This window comes from Salmonella enterica subsp. arizonae (genome assembly GCF_008692845.1).
In the GTDB taxonomy this organism is placed as follows: Bacteria; Pseudomonadota; Gammaproteobacteria; order Enterobacterales; family Enterobacteriaceae; genus Salmonella; species Salmonella arizonae.
Genome location: NZ_VXJW01000003.1, coordinates 289,967 through 307,702, shown reverse-complemented (window position 1 = coordinate 307,702; position 17,736 = coordinate 289,967). Strand labels below are relative to the sequence as shown.

Genomic DNA, 17,736 nt, shown 5'->3' with positions numbered 1-17,736 from the left:
CAACGCGAATCATTTAGCAAAGAGTTTTGACGGGCTGCCATACGGCGGCCCGTTTGCTAAGAAGGAAAATAACAATGACAGAAGCTATGAACATTACGCTTTCCACGCAGCCTGCCGATGCGCGCTGGGGCGACAAAGCCACTTACAGTATTAATAACGACGGTATTACCTTGCATCTTAACGGTAACGACGATCTGGGGTTGATCCAGCGTGCGGCGCGTAAAATCGACGGCCTGGGAATAAAACAGGTCGCGCTGACAGGCGAAGGATGGGATATCGAGCGTTGTTGGGCATTCTGGGCGGGTTACAAAGGACCAAAAGGCGTCCGTACCGTGATGTGGCCGGATTTAGATGATGCCCAACGTCAGGAACTGGATAACCGACTGACCATTATTGACTGGGTGCGCGACACCATTAATGCTCCGGCGGAAGAGCTTGGGCCGGAGCAACTGGCGCAGCGCGCGGTGGATCTGTTGTGCAGCGTTGCGTGCGATCACGTCACTTACCGTATCACCAAAGGTGAAGATCTGCGCGAGCAGAACTATATGGGGCTGCATACCGTAGGCCGAGGTTCTGAGCGTTCGCCGGTACTGTTAGCTCTGGATTACAATCCGACGGGAGACAAAGACGCGCCGGTTTACGCCTGCCTGGTTGGTAAAGGCATTACCTTTGACTCAGGCGGCTACAGCATCAAACAAAGCGCCTTTATGGACTCGATGAAATCCGATATGGGCGGCGCGGCGACGGTAACGGGCGCTCTGGCGTTCGCCATTACCCGTGGACTGAATAAACGCGTGAAGCTGTTCCTGTGCTGCGCCGACAATCTGATCAGCGGCAATGCGTTCAAGCTGGGCGATATTATTCGCTATCGTAATGGCAAGAATGTTGAAGTCATGAATACCGATGCGGAAGGGCGGCTGGTACTGGCGGATGGCCTGATTGACGCCAGCGCGCAACACCCGCAGTTGATCATTGATATGGCGACGTTAACCGGCGCGGCGAAAACGGCGTTGGGTAACGACTACCATGCGCTATTCAGTTTTGACGATACGCTGGCGGGACGCTTGCTGTCCAGCGCGGCGCAAGAGAATGAACCGTTCTGGCGTCTGCCGCTGGCGGAGTTCCACCGTAACCAACTGCCGTCTAACTTTGCGGAACTAAACAACACCGGTAGCGCGGCCTATCCAGCCGGGGCAAGCACCGCCGCGGGTTTCCTGTCGCACTTTGTCGAAAACTACCGCGAAGGCTGGCTGCACATTGACTGCTCCGCCACTTATCGCAAAGCGCCGGTTGAGCAGTGGGCTGCCGGGGCAACCGGTTTAGGCGTCCGCACCATTGCTAATCTGCTGACCGCCTGAATGGCGTTTTTGTAGGCCGGGTAAGCGAAGCGCCACCCGGCATTTTGCCTGATGACACTTCGCTTATCAGGCCTACACGCTACACGTATATTAATTTGTGATTCCTATGTCCGAAATTAAAAATGAATTAGAAATCTTGCTGGAGAAAGCGGCGACTGAGCCCGCGCATCGTCCGGCATTTTTCCGTACCTTACTGGAATCCACTGTCTGGGTGCCGGGCAGCGCTGCCGAAGGCGAAGCGATTGTGGAAGACAGCGCGTTGGATTTGCAGCACTGGGAAAAAGAAGACGGTACGACCGTCATCCCCTTCTTTACTTCTCTTGAGGCGCTGCAACAGGCCGTAGAAGATGAACAGGCGTTTGTGGTGATGCCGGTGCGCACGCTGTTTGAAATGACGCTTGGCGAAACGTTATTCCTCAACGCTAAGTTGCCGACCGGCAAAGAGTTTATGCCGCGTGAAATCAGCCTGCTTCTCGGTGAGGAGGGCAGTCCATTAAGTACGCAGGAAGTACTGGAGGGTGGCGAGTCGCTGATTTTATCCGAAGTGGCCGAGCCGCCGTCGCAGATGATTGACTCCCTCACCACGCTGTTTAAAACCATCAAACCGGTGAAACGCGCGTTTCTCTGCGCTATTAAAGAACATGCGGACGCCCAACCCAATCTACTGATTGGCATTGAGGCTGACGGCGATATTGAAGAGATCATTCACGCTGCGGGCAATGTGGCGACCGACACATTACCGGGTGACGAACCGATCGATATTTGTCAGGTGAGAAAGGGCGAGCAGGGTATCAGCCACTTTATCACCGAGCATATCGCGCCGTTCTACGAGCGCCGCTGGGGCGGCTTCCTGCGCGATTTTAAACAGAACCGCATCATCTGAAGAAAAGAAAGCCGCCCAACAGGGCGGCCTCCTGGCTTACCTGCTCTGGACGTTGAGCGCTACGGGAACAGAATTACCTGGGTAGCTTCTGTCTGTGTGAAGACACAACGTGCCAGAAACAAGAAGCACGACACAAAAGCATCGTATCTTCATGTTGCGGTCCTTGCGAAGACCGCATCACGGCAGCACCGCTGGCGATAATGCCGTGATAGCAAGCACTACGGTGTGCCTGCGTTGCTAGGGCAACAAAGCCTGCTGGAAAGGCCGCGAACCGGACCAGCACAAAAAAACCGCTCAATTGAGCGGTTTTTTTGTGGCCTGCTTAAACAGAATTTATGTAGATTCTTTTCAAATCAGCCTGAATTGTAGGCCGGATAAGCGTGAGCGCCATCCGGCATGGCAGATATTAAGCGGGTTCAACCGGTAAATCGGTACGCGCGCCCCATTCGCTCCACGCGCCGTCGTAAAGCGTGACGTCAGGCACATCCAGCGTCGCGAGCGCCAGCACCACTACCGCAGCCGTCACGCCGGAACCACAACTGGCGATAATCGGCCTGTCGAAACTAACGCCATGACTGAAAAAAACCTCATTCAGTTCGTCAGTGGTCTTTAACTCGCCCTCGAACACCAGTTCCGTCCACGGCACGTTTAGCGCGCCGGGAATATGCCCGCGTCTTAGTCCCGGACGCGGTTCATCAGCCTGAGCGTTAAAACGCGCCGCCGGACGCGCGTCGACGATTTGCGCAGTTTTTTCATGACTTGCCAGCAATACGTCGGTTAGCCGCACTACGGCTTGCGGCGTGAATTTCGCCTCAAACTCGCCTTCTTCATGCGCTTCATCGCCTTCGCGCAATAGCCATTCGTCGCGCTGCCAGCCTGCCAGCCCGCCCGCCAGAATGGAAACTTTCTCGGCGCCGAACGTGCGTAGCATCCACCATGCCCGGGGAGCAGAGAACAGATTACCTTCATCGTATATGACCAGGTGTTTATCCTGGCGAACGCCCAGTTCACGCATGGCGACAGCAAATGCTTCCGGGCGCGGCATCATATGCGGCAGTGGCGACGCGTGATCGGAAAGCGCTTCAATATCAAAAAACAGAGCGCCGGGAATATGTCCGGCGCGATATTCGCCCGCCATATCACGATGCTCCTGTCCTGGAGGCGCCATGCGGGCGTCAAGAATTTGTATTTCCGGATCATCAATATGTTCGGCAAGCCAGTCGGCGGCGACAAAATAGGCGGTGGTCATGGGCATCTCCATTGTTACCTGATTATAGTCAAATTGTCGGACGTTTCCCGAAAAGGGACAAGTAGAAGAGGCTGTTTTGGCTGGCGAAACCACATTTCTGCGTAAAAATCTCTTTTCATTGTTGTAATACGGACTTACACAATAAAATTTCTCGCGCATAATATCTCATCAACCGTTGCTGACAGGCCATGAAGGCCAGGGGTGAAAGATGAAACATTTACGCGTGGTGGCCTGCATAATTATGCTGGCGCTGGCGGGATGCGATAACAACGATAAAACCGCCCCGACGACAAAAAACGAGACGTCAGCCGCGGCGCAGTCCTCGCCCGCGAAAGACCCGGCACAGTTACAAAAGCTGGCGCAGCAAAGCCAGGGGAAAGCGCTAACGCTATTAGACGCCTCCGAAGCGCAGCTCGACGGCGCGGCGACGCTGGTGCTGACGTTTTCAATTCCTTTAGATCCCGAGCAAGATTTCTCCCGAGTGATTCACATTGTTGATAAGAAAAGCGGCAGCGTTGACGGCGCATGGGAGCTGGCGCCAAACTTAAAAGAGCTTAGGTTACGTCATCTGGAACCTAAGCGCGTGCTGGTGGTCACGGTAGATCCCGCCGTCAAAGCCCTGAATAACGCCACCTTCGGCACGCCTTACGAAAAAACGATTACCACGCGCGATGTCCAGCCCAGCGTCGGCTTTGCCAGCCGGGGATCGCTGCTGCCGGGGAAAATAGCGGAAGGGCTACCGGTCATGGCGCTTAACGTCAACCATGTCGATGTGAACTTTTTTCGCGTGAAGCCTGAATCGCTGGCGGCATTCGTCAGCCAGTGGGAGTACCGTAGTTCGCTCTCTAACTGGGAGTCAGACAATCTGCTGAAAATGGCGGATCTGGTTTATACCGGCCGTTTTGATCTTAATCCGGCGCGCAATACGCGTGAGAAACTGCTGCTGCCATTAAGCGATATTAAGCCGCTGCAACAGGCGGGCGTATATGTGGCGGTAATGAATCAGGCTGGACACTACAACTATAGTAATGCCGCCACGTTGTTTACCCTTAGCGATATCGGCGTGTCTGCGCACCGTTACCATAATCGGCTGGATATCTTTACGCAAAGCCTGGAAAACGGCGCAGCGCAGTCAGGCATTGAGATCGTTCTTCTGAATGATAAAGGTCAGACGCTGGCGCAGTCGATGAGCGATGCGCAGGGACATGTGCAACTGGAGAGTGATAAAGCGGCGGCGCTATTACTGGCGCGTAAAGCAGGGCAGACCACGCTGCTCGATCTTAAACTCCCGGCGCTCGATCTGTCGGAATTTAATGTTGCTGGCGCGCCCGGCTACAGCAAGCAGTTCTTTATGTTTGGCCCGCGCGATCTCTACCGACCGGGCGAAACGGTTATCCTTAACGGATTATTGCGCGATAGCGACGGTAAAACGCTGCCCGATCAGCCTATTAAGCTGGAAGTGGTAAAACCAGACGGACAGGTGATGCGTACCGTCGTCAGCCAGCCGGAAAACGGACTATACCGTCTGAACTATTCGCTGGATAGCCGCGCGCCGACCGGCCTGTGGCATATTCGCGCCAATACCGGCGATAACTTGCTGCGGACATGGGATTTCCACGTTGAAGACTTTATGCCGGAGCGGATGGCGCTCAACCTGACGGCGCAAAAAACGCCGCTGGCGCCTGCGGATGAGGTGAAATTCTCTGTTGTCGGCTATTACCTGTATGGCGCTCCAGCTAGCGGCAATACCCTGCAAGGGCAGCTTTTCCTGCGTCCGCAGCGCGACGCCGTCGCGGCGTTGCCGGGCTTCCAGTTCGGCAATATTGCCGAAGAGAATCTTTCGCGCAGCCTGGACGAAGTTCAGCTTTCGCTGGATAAAAGCGGACGTGGCGATGTGATCGCCGCAAGCCAGTGGCAGGAAACGCATTCGCCGTTGCAGGTGATTTTACAGGCCAGCCTGCTGGAGTCTGGTGGGCGTCCGGTCACTCGTCGCGTAGAACAGGCGATTTGGCCTGCCGATACGTTACCGGGGATTCGTCCACAGTTTACCGCCAAAGCGGTATACGACTACCGTACGGATGCCACTGTTAATCAACCGATTGTCGACGAAGACAGCAACGCCGCATTCGATATTGTTTACGCCAACGCGCAGGGCGAAAAAAAAGCCGTATCCGGCTTGCAGGTGCGACTCATCCGCGAGCGTCGCGACTATTACTGGAACTGGACGGAAAGCGAAGGCTGGCAGTCGCAGTTTGATCAAAAAGATCTGGTGGAGGGCGAGCAGACGCTGGATCTGAACGCGGATGAAACCGGAAAAGTCAGCTTCCCGGTGGAATGGGGTGCGTACCGTCTGGAGGTCAAAGCGCCGAATGAGACGGTCAGCAGCGTTCGTTTCTGGGCCGGCTATAGCTGGCAGGATAACAGCGACGGTAGCGGCGCGGCGCGTCCGGATCGCGTCACCCTCAAACTGGATAAAGCAAATTATCGTCCGGGCGACACCATGAAATTGCATATCGTCGCGCCGGTCGCCGGTAAAGGTTATGCGATGGTGGAGTCCAGCGACGGCCCGCTGTGGTGGCAGGCGATCGATGTACCGACGCAAGGACTGGATATCACGATTCCGGTGGATAAAACCTGGAATCGACACGATCTTTATCTCAGTACGCTGGTGGTGCGTCCCGGCGATAAGTCTCGATCCGCGACGCCAAAACGCGCCGTAGGGCTGCTGCACCTACCTCTGGGGAATGAAAGCCGTCGCCTTGAGCTGGCGCTGGAAAGCCCGGCCAAAATGCGTCCGAATCAGCCTCTCACTGTCAGAGTGAAAGCCAGCGTTAAACACGGCGAAATGCCTAAACAGATCAACGTGCTGGTCTCCGCGGTCGATAGCGGCGTATTGAATATCACCGATTACGCGACGCCGGACCCCTGGCAGGCGTTCTTTGGTCAAAAACGCTACGGTGCGGATATCTACGATATTTACGGCCAGGTCATTGAAGGGCAGGGGCGGCTGGCGGCGCTGCGTTTTGGCGGCGATGGCGACGACCTTAAGCGTGGCGGAAAACCGCCGGTAAACCATGTCAATATCATCGCGCAGCAAGCTCAGCCGATCACGCTCAATGAGCAGGGCGAAGGCGTCGTAACGCTGCCGATTGGCGACTTTAACGGCGAACTGCGGGTTATGGCGCAGGCATGGACAGCGGACGATTTTGGTCGCGGCGAAAGCAAAGTCGTTGTCGCCGCGCCAGTGATTGCCGAGCTGAATATGCCGCGTTTTCTGGCGGGAGGGGATGTTTCGCGACTGGTGCTGGACGTCACCAATCTGACCGACCGTTCGCAGACGCTTAATATTGCGCTCGCCGCCAGTGGGTTACTGGAACTGCTTAGCCAGCAGCCGCAACCGGTCAACCTGGCGCCGGGCGTGCGCACCACCTTATTCGTTCCGGTACGCGCGCTGGAAGGTTTTGGCGAAGGCGAAATCCAGGCGACCATTAGCGGTCTGAATCTGCCGGGAGAAACCCTCGACGCGCAGCATAAACAGTGGAAAATCAGCGTGCGTCCGGCCTGGCCTGGCCAAACGGTAAATAGCGGCATTGCGCTGGCGCCGGGAGAGAGCTGGCATGTGCCAGCGCAGCATCTGGCAAACGTCTCGCCAGCCACATTACAGGGACAACTGCTGTTAAGCGGAAAACCGCCGCTGAATTTGGCGCGCTACATTCGCGAGCTGAAAGCATATCCTTACGGGTGTCTGGAACAAACCGCCAGCGGTTTATTCCCGGCTCTGTATACCAATGCTGCGCAATTGCAGGCGCTCGGTATTGTCGGCGATAGCGATGAAAAACGTCGCGCGGCGGTGGATATCGGCATTTCTCGGGTACTGCAGATGCAGCGTGATAACGGCGGCTTTGCGTTATGGGATAAAAATGGGGCGGAAGAGCCCTGGCTAACGGCTTACGCAATGGATTTTCTTGTTCGCGCGGGCGAGCAGGGATACAGCGTCCCGCCGGAGGCGATTAATCAGGGTAATGAGCGACTGCTGCGTTATCTGCAAGATCCTGGGATGATGCTGATTCGTTATAGCGATAATACACAGGCCAGTACTTTTGCCGCTCAGGCCTACGCCGCGCTGGTGCTGGCGCGCCAGCAGAAAGCGCCGCTCGGGGCGCTGCGCGAAATCTGGGAGCGCCGTAGTCAGGCGGCTTCAGGGCTGCCGCTGATGCAATTGGGCATCGCGTTAAAAACGATGGGTGATGCCAGACGCGGCGAAGAGGCCATTACGCTGGCTCTGAATACGCCGCGTCAGGACGAACGTCAATGGATAGCGGATTACGGCAGTTCTCTGCGCGATAACGCTCTGATGTTGTCGCTACTGGAAGAGAACAACCTCAAACCGGACGCGCAAAACGCGCTATTAAGCTCGCTTTCTGAGCAGGCCTTCGGTCAGCGCTGGCTCTCTACCCAGGAGAACAATGCCTTGTTCCTCGCCGCGCATTCACGACAGGCCAGCGCGGGCGCCTGGCAGGCGCAGACATCGCTTGAGGCGCAGCCACTGTCGGGCGATAAGGCGCTGACCCGTAATCTGGATGCTGACCAACTGTCCGCCCTTGAGGTGACGAACGCCGGCAGCCAGCCGCTATGGCTGCGTCTGGATAGCAGCGGTTATCCCTCATCTGCGCCTGAGCCTGCCAGCAACGTTTTGCAGATTGAACGACAAATACTGGGGACTGATGGTCAGCGCAAATCGCTGTCCTCGTTGCGTAGCGGCGAACTGGTGCTGGTCTGGTTAACGGTGGTGGCCGATCGCAATGTGCCGGATGCGCTGGTGGTGGACCTGCTCCCGGCCGGGCTGGAGCTGGAAAACCAGAATCTGGCTGACAGCAGCGCCAGCCTGCCGGAGAGCGGTAGCGAGGTGCAAAATCTGCTTAATCAGATGCAGCAGGCGGATATTCAGCATATGGAATTCCGCGATGATCGGTTTGTGGCTGCCGTCGCCGTTAACGAAGGTCAACCCGTGACGCTGGTCTACCTGGCGCGCGCGGTAACGCCGGGGACGTACCAGCTTCCACAACCGCAGGTGGAATCGATGTATGTTCCTCAGTGGCGGGCGACCGGCGCGAGCGAGGGGCTGCTGATTGTGACGCCTTAAATGAACGGTTGGCGTGGTAAACGTGGCCGCTGGTTGTGGCTGGCGGGCGCGCCGCTTTTTATTCTCCTGGCGTTATGGGCGGCGGATAACCTCTGGCCGCTGCCTCTCAATGAGGTTCATCCTGCGCGGGTCGTGGTAGCTCATGACGGTACGCCGCTGTGGCGCTTTGCCGACGCCGGGGGGATCTGGCGTTATCCGGTAACCATTGAAGAGGTCTCCCCCCGTTACCTGGAGGCCTTAATCAATTACGAAGATCGCTGGTTCTGGCGGCACCCTGGCGTTAACCCTTTCTCCGTCGCGCGCGCAGCGTGGCAGGATCTCACCGCCGGGCGCGTTATTTCCGGCGGCAGTACGCTGACCATGCAGGTGGCGAGGCTGCTGGACCCGCATCCGCGCACGTTCGGCGGTAAAATTCGCCAGCTTTGGCGCGCTCTCCAGCTTGAATGGCATCTTTCCAAGCGCGACATCCTGACGTTGTACCTGAACCGCGCGCCGTTCGGCGGCACGCTACAGGGTATTGGCGCCGCAAGCTGGGCCTACTTCGGCAAGCCGCCCGCGCGCCTGAGCCACGCTGATGCGGCGCTGCTGGCCGTGTTGCCGCAGGCGCCGAGCCGGTTGCGCCCCGACCGCTGGCCAGCGAGAGCCGAAGCGGCGCGGAATAAAGTGCTGGACCGGATGGCGGCGCAGGGCGTCTGGCCTGCCGAAACGGTACGCGAGTCGCGTGAAGAGCCGGTCTGGCTGGCGCCGCGTCAAATGCCGCAACTGGCGCCGCTTTTTGCCCGAATGATGTTGAGTAAAAGCCAGAACGACAAAATTGTGACCACACTGGACGCCGGGTTGCAGCGGCAACTGGAAGATCTGGCGCGGGCATGGAAAGGGCGGCTGCCTGCACGCAGTTCGTTGGCGATGATCGTCGTCGATCATACCGATATGAGTGTGCGCGGCTGGGTAGGATCGGTAGATCTTAATGACGACAGCCGTTTTGGTCATGTCGACATGGTAACGGCGATCCGATCGCCTGGATCGGTACTTAAACCCTTTGTTTATGGTCTGGCGCTGGATGACGCTCTGATCCATCCCTCATCATTATTACAGGACGTTCCACGCCTCACCGGAGATTACCGCCCAGGAAACTTTGACAGCGGATTTCACGGGCCGGTCAGCATGAGCGATGCGTTGGTTCGTTCGCTGAATCTGCCTGCCGTTCAGGTGCTTGAAGCCTATGGGCCGAAACGGTTTGCGGCAAAACTGCGTAACGTCGGCCTGCCGCTATATTTGCCCACTGGCGCGGCGCCGAATCTTTCGCTGATTCTGGGCGGCGCGGGCGCGCGGCTTGACGAGATGGCGGCGGCGTACAGCGCTTTCGCGCGCCATGGGAAAGCGGCGAAACTACGGTTACAGCCGGACGATCCGCTGTCGGAAAGACCATTAATGTCGCCGGGAGCGGCGTGGATCATTCGACGGATTATGGCGGATGAAGCGCAACCCTTGCCGGATAACGCGCTGCCGCGCATTGTGCCGTTGGCGTGGAAAACCGGCACCAGCTACGGCTATCGCGATGCGTGGGCTATTGGCGTTAACGCGCGTTATATCATCGGGATCTGGACCGGCAGACCCGACGGCACGCCTGTAGTGGGGCAAATTGGTTTTGCCAGCGCGGTGCCATTGCTTAACCAGGTCAATAATCTGCTACTGGCGCACGCGGGGCGCCTGCCGGAAGATCCGCGTCCGCAGTCGGTAAGTCGCGGCGTCATTTGCTGGCCGGGCGGGCAGTCTCTGCCTGCCGGAGACAGCAACTGTCGTCGCCGACTAGCGACTTGGCTGCTTGACGATAGTCAGCCGCCTACGCTGCTGTTGCCTGAACAGGAAGGCATAAACGGTATTCGTTTTCCGGTCTGGCTGGACGATACGGGGCTGCGTGTCGCTGCCGACTGCCCACAGGCACGAGAGCATACTTTTATCGTCTGGCCGCGTCCTCTGGAGCTGTGGCTACCGTCTACGGAAAGACGTAGCGCCCGGTTGCCCGCTGAGTCCACCCTCTGCCCGCCGCTACAAGGCCGTAATGCTGCGCCGTTAATGCTGTCAGGGGTAAGGGAAGGCGCGGTTATCAGGCAATTGCCAGGCCAGGAAAACATCACGCTGCCGGTCTTCACTACTGGCGGTAAAGGACGTCGCTGGTGGTTTTTGAATGGCGAACCTGTTAATAGTGCAAATAATAGTCTTTCTTTATTATTAAATATCGCTGGACGTTATCAACTTGTCGTAATGGATGAGTCAGGTCAAGTTGCGGCCGTTAATTTTGAATTAATGCGTTAACAATTATCTAAATATATTATGAATTTCTTTCATTTTAAGGTTAATGATAATTTTTAATTATTAATTATTCCTTGATTACTCTTAAAGAGAGAGATTGATAAATATCAAGAGAGCCTGCGCATAAAAACGCGAGAATGTGTTTTTATTTGACGAGTCGGATCATGAAAAAAATAACATGCAAGGGAAATAGCGAACAGCCCGCTATTTCCCGACGCAATTTTATCCAGGCTAGCTCTGCGCTTATTGCGTTACCGTTTGTCTCCTCGACAGCTACAGCTCAGGCGCGCGCTGTGACGGCGACTGAAAATAGGCCTGCGGAAAAAGTCGTCCAGACATGCAGCACTTTTGACTGTGGGGGCAAATGTGATATTCGGGTACATGTCAATGAAGGTATAGTGACGCGAATTTCAACGCGGCCAGATAATGCGCTGGATGCGCAAATGCCAGTTATGCGTGCCTGCGTTCGTGGACGCGCATACCGTAAATTTGTTTATCATCCTGATAGACTGAAATATCCCATGAAGCGCGTAGGAAAACGCGGTGAAGGAAAATTTGAGCGAATTTCCTGGGATGAGGCGACAACATTAATCGCCGCTAATTTAAAATCGATTACTGCAAAATATGGCCCGGCATCACGTTATGTACATGTGGGTACCGCCGTTTCCGGCGGCACCTTCTCCGGCGATAAAATGGTTCGTCGTCTGCTGAATCTGACTGGCGGCTATCTGGAAAGCTACCATTCTGTGAGTATGGGCAACACAGCGGCCGCGACGCCGTATACTTACGGCACTGCCGCCAGCGGCAGTTCGCTGGATACGCTTTTGGAGACCAAGCTGGTGATTCTGTGGGGCCATAATCCGACAGAGACTATTTTTGGCCATACCAATTATTTCTTCCAGAAGATGAAGCAGAACGGTACGCGGTTTATCGTGGTCGATCCGCGCTATTCCGACACGGTGGCATCTCTTGCCGATCAGTGGATTCCGCTGCTGCCCACCACCGATAACGCCTTAATGGATGCGATGATGTACGTCATCATCAGCGAGAATCTGCACGATCGCGCATTTATTGAACGTTACGCTATAGGTTTTGACGAAGGCTCTATGCCGGAAGGCGTACCGGCTAACGAATCGCTGGTGGCATATCTGACCGGCGCCAAAGACGGTGTCGTTAAGTCACCCGAGTGGGCGGAAAAGATCACTCACGTGCCGGCGCAAACCATTCGCCAACTGGCGCGTGATTACGCGAATACAAAACCCGCCGCGTTGATTCAGGGGTGGGGACCACAACGGCACAACTGCGGCGAGCGCACCGCGCGCGGCTCGACCCTGCTGGCGACCATTACTGGTAATGTGGGTATCAAAGGCGGTTGGGCTGCGGGCTACGGCGGCTGCGCTAACCGTAAATTCGCCGCGGGTCCGGAGATGCCGGATAACCCGGTAAAAGCCAAAATTTCGGTAATGAACTGGGTGCAGGCCTCAGACGACGCCAGCAAAGTGACGCCGGACGTCGGGCTGAAAGATGCCGATAAGCTGGACAGTAATATCCGCATTCTGTTCTCTCTGGCGGGTAATTACCTGGCGAACCAGAATCCCGATCTGCATCAGGCGGTACGCGTACTGGAGGATGAATCCAGGATCCAGTTTATCGTCGCCAGCGATCTGTTTATGACGCCGAGCGCGAAATACGCCGATCTACTGCTGCCGGAAACCAGCTTCATGGAACGCTGGAACATCGGTGAAACCTGGGGTACGGCAAGCTACCTGATCCTCTCTGAAAAACTGATCGAGCCTGAGTTTGAGCGTCGCTCCGACTACGACTGGCTACGTGAGGTTGCGGCGAAATTAGACATTGAGAACGAATTTAGCCAAGGGCGTGATGAGAAAGCGTGGATTGAGCACATCTGGGAACAGACGCGCCTGGCGATGCCGGACGAAAACCTGCCGGATTTTGCGACGCTGCGAAAGACCCGTCAGCACTTGTTCAAAAGCGCGCCGTCTGTCGCCTTTGAAGATAATATTCGCGATCCGGACAATCATCCGTTCCCGACGCCCTCAGGAAAAATCGAGATCTTCTCAAAGCGCCTGTTCGACATGCAGCATCCGGAAATCCCGGCGCTGTCGCACTACGTTCCCGCGCATGAAGGCCCGGAAGATGCGCTGGCGAAAGACTTTCCGCTCCAGTTAATTACGTGGAAAGGGAAAAATCGCGCCAACTCAACGCAATACGCTAACCCGTGGCTGATTGAAGTTCAGCAGCAGACATTGTGGATCAACCCGCAGGATGCGCAAAAGCGCGGCATCAAGCACGGCGACATGGTGCGCATTCATAACCAACGCGGGATTTGCGAAATTCCTGCGGAAGTCACGCCGCGTATTATTCCCGGCGTTGTCGCGATGCAGGCTGGCGCCTGGTGGCAGCCGGATGAAAACGGTATTGATAAAGGCGGCTGCGCGAACGTCCTCAGCTCGGCTCGTATTACTGCGCTGGCGAAGGGAAATTCACATCAAACCATGCTGGTGGAGGTGGCAAAAGCATGAGTCAGTTTACACATTACCCGCCGGTGAGCGACAAACAACTGGGATTTTTCATCGACTCCTCTCGCTGCTCCGGCTGTAAAGCCTGCCAGGTGGCCTGCAAAGACAAAAACAATCTTGAGGTAGGCCGTCGTTTCCGCCGTGTGTATGAAGTCAACGGCGGAAATTTCATTCCGACCGGGCAGGGCGGGGTCAGCAACAACGTATTTGCTTATACGCTTTCCATTTCCTGCAACCACTGCGCAGACCCGATCTGCACCAAAAATTGCCCGACCACCGCCATGCATAAACGTCCGGGCGACGGCATTGTGCGCGTTGACACCGACAAATGCGTTGGTTGTGGCTATTGCGCCTGGTCCTGCCCTTACGGCGCGCCGCAGCTTAATGATCAGACTGGTCAAATGTCCAAATGCGACATGTGCGTCGATTTGCAGGCGAAAGGTGAACAGCCCGTCTGCGTTGCGACCTGTCCGCTGGAGGCCATTAAGTTTGGTCCTATTGATGAACTGCGCGCGAAGTACGGCAGCGTATGTGACGTGAACGGGCTGCCAGATTCATCAATAACCAAACCTAATCTGGTTGTCAAAGCGCATCACGGCGCTGAAAAAGAGGGTAAACGCCATGCATGAGTTACCGCTGCTGATTTTTACGCTCTGTTTACAAGGGTCTGTGGGCGTGACGCTGTGGCTGGCGTTGGGCCGCCAGTACGCCGTAGATGGACGAGAGCCTGTACGCGGCGCGCTCCCCGCGATGGCGGGGGCGTTTGTACTGGCCTGCGTGGGGCTGCTCGCTTCAGCGCTGCACATGGGCTATCCCCTGAATGCGCTAAACGCGTTACGTCATGTCGCCAGTTCGTGGCTGAGTCGCGAAATCGTCTTTGCCAGCCTTTATCTGGCGGCGCTGGGACTGGGCGTTGTGCTGCTGTTTTTCCGTAAGCCAGGCTGGCAACCGCTGCTGGCGCTGGCGGCAGCGCTTGGGCTGGTGGATGTATTCTGCATGGCGCAGATTTATATCCATGCCTCGGTGGCGACCTGGCAGCATAGCAACACTCTGGCGCTGTTCTTTGGCACGTCAGGCATTATCGGCTCGTTAGTCATCGCTCTGGTTTATCTGCGCAACGCTGGCGCGGCAATGCGCTGCGCCGTAGTGGTGGTCGCACTGATGGTGCTGATTCGCCTGATCATGCAGCCGCTATGGCTGGCGGATATCAATGCGCTGGATACGACGGTCGTAACCTTGCCGCATCATCCGCTACAGGCGCTGGCGCAGTTGCGTGATGTCTATCTTCTCGGCTGGTGCGTCTCGGCGGCGGGAACGCTCTGCTTTGCCGCAGGCGGTCTGCGAAACGCCAGAGGGGCGCTGGCGGCGGGCAGCGTGTTGCTGCTTATTGGCGAGATTGTGCTGCGCTACGTCTTCTTTAGTATTGGCTGATGGTTAACCTGGCGAGCGATCCGGCGATAGACGTGACGCAGGCCTGCGTCCGTCGTCGCTTTCGTTTTTCTTCCTGCCGCGCCTGCGCCGACGTTTGCCCGGCGCAGGCGTTTTTACTGACGCAGGGGCAGGCCAGTATTGATATGGCGCGCTGCATCGCATGTGGCGACTGCCTTTTTGTCTGTCCTGTTGACGCCATTACCGGTATCAAACCGGTTAAACGCTTTGTGCAGGGGGATACGTTGGTGGGGCCGTTTTCGTTACAGGCGCCAACGGTCGATGAGCTGCTTCTCTGGCACAGTCAGTATGGCATTCGCTTTATTGATATTGCGGTGGAGCGGTCGGCGCAGTGGCTGATGGCGCTGGCGGGGCTAAATTTAGCGCTACGCCGCTACGGCGAGCCGTGCTGGTCTTTTAAACACGTGGTCGGCACAGAGATTAACGTTTCGCGGCGCACGCTGTTTCATGTGCCGCGTGACACCATTACTCCGTGCGCCGTCGAACCGGGTAAACGGCGTCTCAGGCAGGCATTTTCCGCCTTCAGCGAATGCGTGCCCGAAATCAGCCTGGAAGCATGTAGGATGTGCGGCGCTTGTTGGCGAAGCTGTCCGGAAAATGTTATCCAGTTTGCCGACGATACCCTAACGATAACGGCGGCGCGCTGTACGGGATGCGGCGGCTGTGCGGCGGTATGCCCGCATCAGGCGCTGCGGCTGCGGTTTGACGTGGAACCCGCGCAAACGCGGCATATCGCGGCGCATACGCTCACCTGCGAAAGCTGCAAACGCACTTTCCAGGCTCTCACGCCTGAACACACGCGCTGCGTGCTGTGTCAGTACCATGAGTTTGCTATGCGTCTTTGACTTTTGTTGCTAATACTCATTTTATTTTAAAAAAATGTTACCTGCATCCATAGGCAATTGCTGGGATGCTCTTTATAATCCGCGCCTGACATAACAACAGAACATTTTTCAGAGGTAAACATGGCTATTGAACGGACTTTTTCCATCATTAAACCCAACGCGGTGGCAAAAAACGTTATTGGCAGCATCTTTGCGCGCTTTGAAGCAGCAGGGTTCAGGATTGTCGGTACCAAAATGTTGCACCTGACCGTTGAGCAGGCGCGCGGTTTCTATGCAGAGCACGACGGCAAGCCGTTCTTTGACGGTCTGGTGGAGTTCATGACCTCTGGCCCTATCGTGGTATCCGTGCTGGAAAGTGAAAATGCGGTACAGCGTCACCGCGATCTGCTTGGCGCCACCAATCCGGCGAAAGCGCTGGCGGGTACGCTGCGCGCCGACTACGCTGATAGCTTTACTGAAAACGGCACCCACGGTTCGGATTCGCTGGAATCCGCGCAGCGCGAAATCGCCTTTTTCTTCGGTGAAGGCGAAGTGTGCCCGCGCACCCGTTAATCGGGGCGTCTTTACACATTATTTTCGCTAACGCCGCGTGCAGACGTGGCATCCTTGCGCCAGAATTTGTACAATGCAGCGCCCCCCGGACGAGCAGCAAACTCACCGGGGCGTTTCTTTTTTCAACCTCCAGGGGCCATAACGTGTAATAACGAGGCCGGAATAGAATATGTCTGAACAAATTGTCACACCTGAAAGCAGTACCCCAGTAGTTTCCAACAACGAAGCAAAAATCAACCTGCTGGATCTGAACCGTCAGCAGATGCGCGAGTTTTTTAAAAACTTAGGTGAAAAGCCTTTCCGCGCCGATCAGGTGATGAAATGGATGTATCACTATTGCTGCGATAATTTTGATGAGATGACTGACATCAACAAAGTGTTGCGCGGCAAATTAAAAGAGGTCGCGGAAATCCGCGCGCCGGAGGTAGTGGAAGAGCAACGCTCCTCAGACGGCACCATTAAGTGGGCGATAGCCGTCGGCGATCAACGCGTTGAAACGGTCTATATCCCGGAGGACGATCGCGCTACGCTGTGTGTCTCTTCACAGGTAGGATGTGCGCTGGAATGCAAATTTTGTTCAACTGCGCAGCAGGGCTTTAACCGCAACCTACGTGTGTCTGAAATTATCGGTCAGGTCTGGCGGGCGGCGAAAATTGTTGGCGCGGCCAAAGTCACTGGCCAGCGTCCGATCACCAACGTGGTCATGATGGGTATGGGCGAGCCGTTGCTCAACCTGACCAACGTCGTGCCGGCGATGGAAATTATGCTTGATGACTTTGGTTTCGGCCTGTCCAAACGCCGTGTTACGCTCTCAACGTCCGGCGTAGTGCCTGCGCTGGATAAACTGGGTGATATGATAGACGTCGCGCTGGCCATCTCTTTACACGCGCCGAATGACGCCATTCGCGACGAAATCGTTCCCATCAACAAAAAATACAATATCGAAACGTTCCTGGGCGCGGTTCGCCGCTACCTGGAAAAATCCAACGCCAATCAGGGGCGCGTGACGATTGAATACGTGATGCTTGACCACGTCAACGACGGCACTGAACACGCGCATCAACTGGCGGAGCTATTAAAAGAGACGCCTTGTAAGATTAATCTGATTCCGTGGAACCCGTTCCCTGGCGCGCCGTATGGCCGCAGCTCCAACAGCCGTATCGATCGCTTTTCTAAAGTTTTGATGAGTTATGGTTTCACGACCATCGTACGCAAGACGCGTGGCGATGACATTGATGCGGCGTGCGGACAGTTGGCAGGCGACGTGATTGACCGTACTAAACGTACCCTGCGTAAGCGTATGCAGGGAGAGGCGATTGATATCAAGGCTATTTGATAGCAGTTGCGCCACGGTGCATTCATTATACCGTGGTGCAATGTCAGTTGAATAATGCTTTACGTTGT

Annotated in this window: 12 protein-coding genes; 10 read left to right on the top strand and 2 right to left on the bottom strand. The window is 56.0% G+C overall.

Annotated elements, in window-relative coordinates:
* Nucleotides 1–74: 74 nt before the first annotated feature.
* The gene (gene pepB, locus F4V61_RS08645; protein ID WP_000133612.1) at nucleotides 75–1,358 is read left to right on the top strand and encodes an aminopeptidase PepB; all 1,284 of its coding nucleotides are present in this window, start codon (nucleotides 75–77) and stop codon (nucleotides 1,356–1,358) included.
* A 106-nt stretch (nucleotides 1,359–1,464) separates the two neighbouring features.
* Nucleotides 1,465–2,241, top strand: coding sequence for an enhanced serine sensitivity protein SseB (sseB, locus tag F4V61_RS08640; protein ID WP_001289703.1), 777 nt, complete (start codon nucleotides 1,465–1,467; stop codon nucleotides 2,239–2,241).
* Between the two features lie 36 nt (nucleotides 2,242–2,277).
* Here sseB and timP read toward each other — a convergent pair whose 3' ends face one another.
* Nucleotides 2,278–2,394 carry a small toxic inner membrane protein TimP gene (timP, locus tag F4V61_RS22365; RefSeq protein WP_244757367.1) on the bottom strand — a complete coding sequence of 39 codons (117 nt, stop codon included), beginning with the start codon at nucleotides 2,392–2,394 and terminating at the stop codon, nucleotides 2,278–2,280.
* Nucleotides 2,395–2,647: 253 nt separating this feature from the next.
* Complete coding sequence (gene sseA / locus F4V61_RS08635) at nucleotides 2,648–3,490, bottom strand: 3-mercaptopyruvate sulfurtransferase (RefSeq protein WP_000205488.1); 843 nt, start codon at nucleotides 3,488–3,490, stop codon at nucleotides 2,648–2,650.
* Between the two features lie 208 nt (nucleotides 3,491–3,698).
* Between sseA and F4V61_RS08630 the strand changes: the two genes are divergently transcribed.
* The 8 genes from F4V61_RS08630 (at nucleotide 3,699) to F4V61_RS08595 (ending at nucleotide 17,668) form a co-directional block, all read left to right on the top strand.
* Nucleotides 3,699–8,633 carry an alpha-2-macroglobulin family protein gene (locus F4V61_RS08630; protein ID WP_080160986.1) on the top strand — a complete coding sequence of 1,645 codons (4,935 nt, stop codon included), beginning with the start codon at nucleotides 3,699–3,701 and terminating at the stop codon, nucleotides 8,631–8,633.
* The gene (pbpC, locus tag F4V61_RS08625) at nucleotides 8,634–10,949 is read left to right on the top strand and encodes a peptidoglycan glycosyltransferase PbpC (protein ID WP_079903964.1); all 2,316 of its coding nucleotides are present in this window, start codon (nucleotides 8,634–8,636) and stop codon (nucleotides 10,947–10,949) included. It abuts the gene before it with no gap.
* Between the two features lie 161 nt (nucleotides 10,950–11,110).
* On the top strand, nucleotides 11,111–13,489 hold the full coding sequence (locus F4V61_RS08620) for a DMSO/selenate family reductase complex A subunit (RefSeq protein ID WP_058344727.1): 2,379 nt from the start codon (nucleotides 11,111–11,113) through the stop codon (nucleotides 13,487–13,489).
* Entirely contained in the window at nucleotides 13,486–14,115 is a 630-nt protein-coding gene (locus F4V61_RS08615) for a DMSO/selenate family reductase complex B subunit (protein WP_000077446.1), read from the top strand. Before F4V61_RS08620 ends, F4V61_RS08615 begins: the two co-directional genes overlap by 4 nt.
* A complete protein-coding gene (locus F4V61_RS08610; RefSeq protein WP_058344728.1) occupies nucleotides 14,108–14,917 on the top strand; it encodes a dimethyl sulfoxide reductase anchor subunit family protein in 810 nt (269 codons plus the stop codon). The genes F4V61_RS08615 and F4V61_RS08610 overlap by 8 nt, the downstream gene beginning before the upstream one ends.
* A complete protein-coding gene (locus tag F4V61_RS08605; RefSeq protein ID WP_079903963.1) occupies nucleotides 14,917–15,780 on the top strand; it encodes a 4Fe-4S binding protein in 864 nt (287 codons plus the stop codon). Before F4V61_RS08610 ends, F4V61_RS08605 begins: the two co-directional genes overlap by 1 nt.
* Nucleotides 15,781–15,900: 120 nt before the next feature.
* Complete coding sequence (gene ndk, locus F4V61_RS08600) at nucleotides 15,901–16,332, top strand: nucleoside-diphosphate kinase (RefSeq protein WP_080160987.1); 432 nt, start codon at nucleotides 15,901–15,903, stop codon at nucleotides 16,330–16,332.
* A gap of 169 nt (nucleotides 16,333–16,501) precedes the next feature.
* Nucleotides 16,502–17,668, top strand: coding sequence for a bifunctional tRNA (adenosine(37)-C2)-methyltransferase TrmG/ribosomal RNA large subunit methyltransferase RlmN (locus F4V61_RS08595; protein ID WP_000003214.1), 1,167 nt, complete (start codon nucleotides 16,502–16,504; stop codon nucleotides 17,666–17,668).
* Nucleotides 17,669–17,736: the final 68 nt, after the last annotated feature.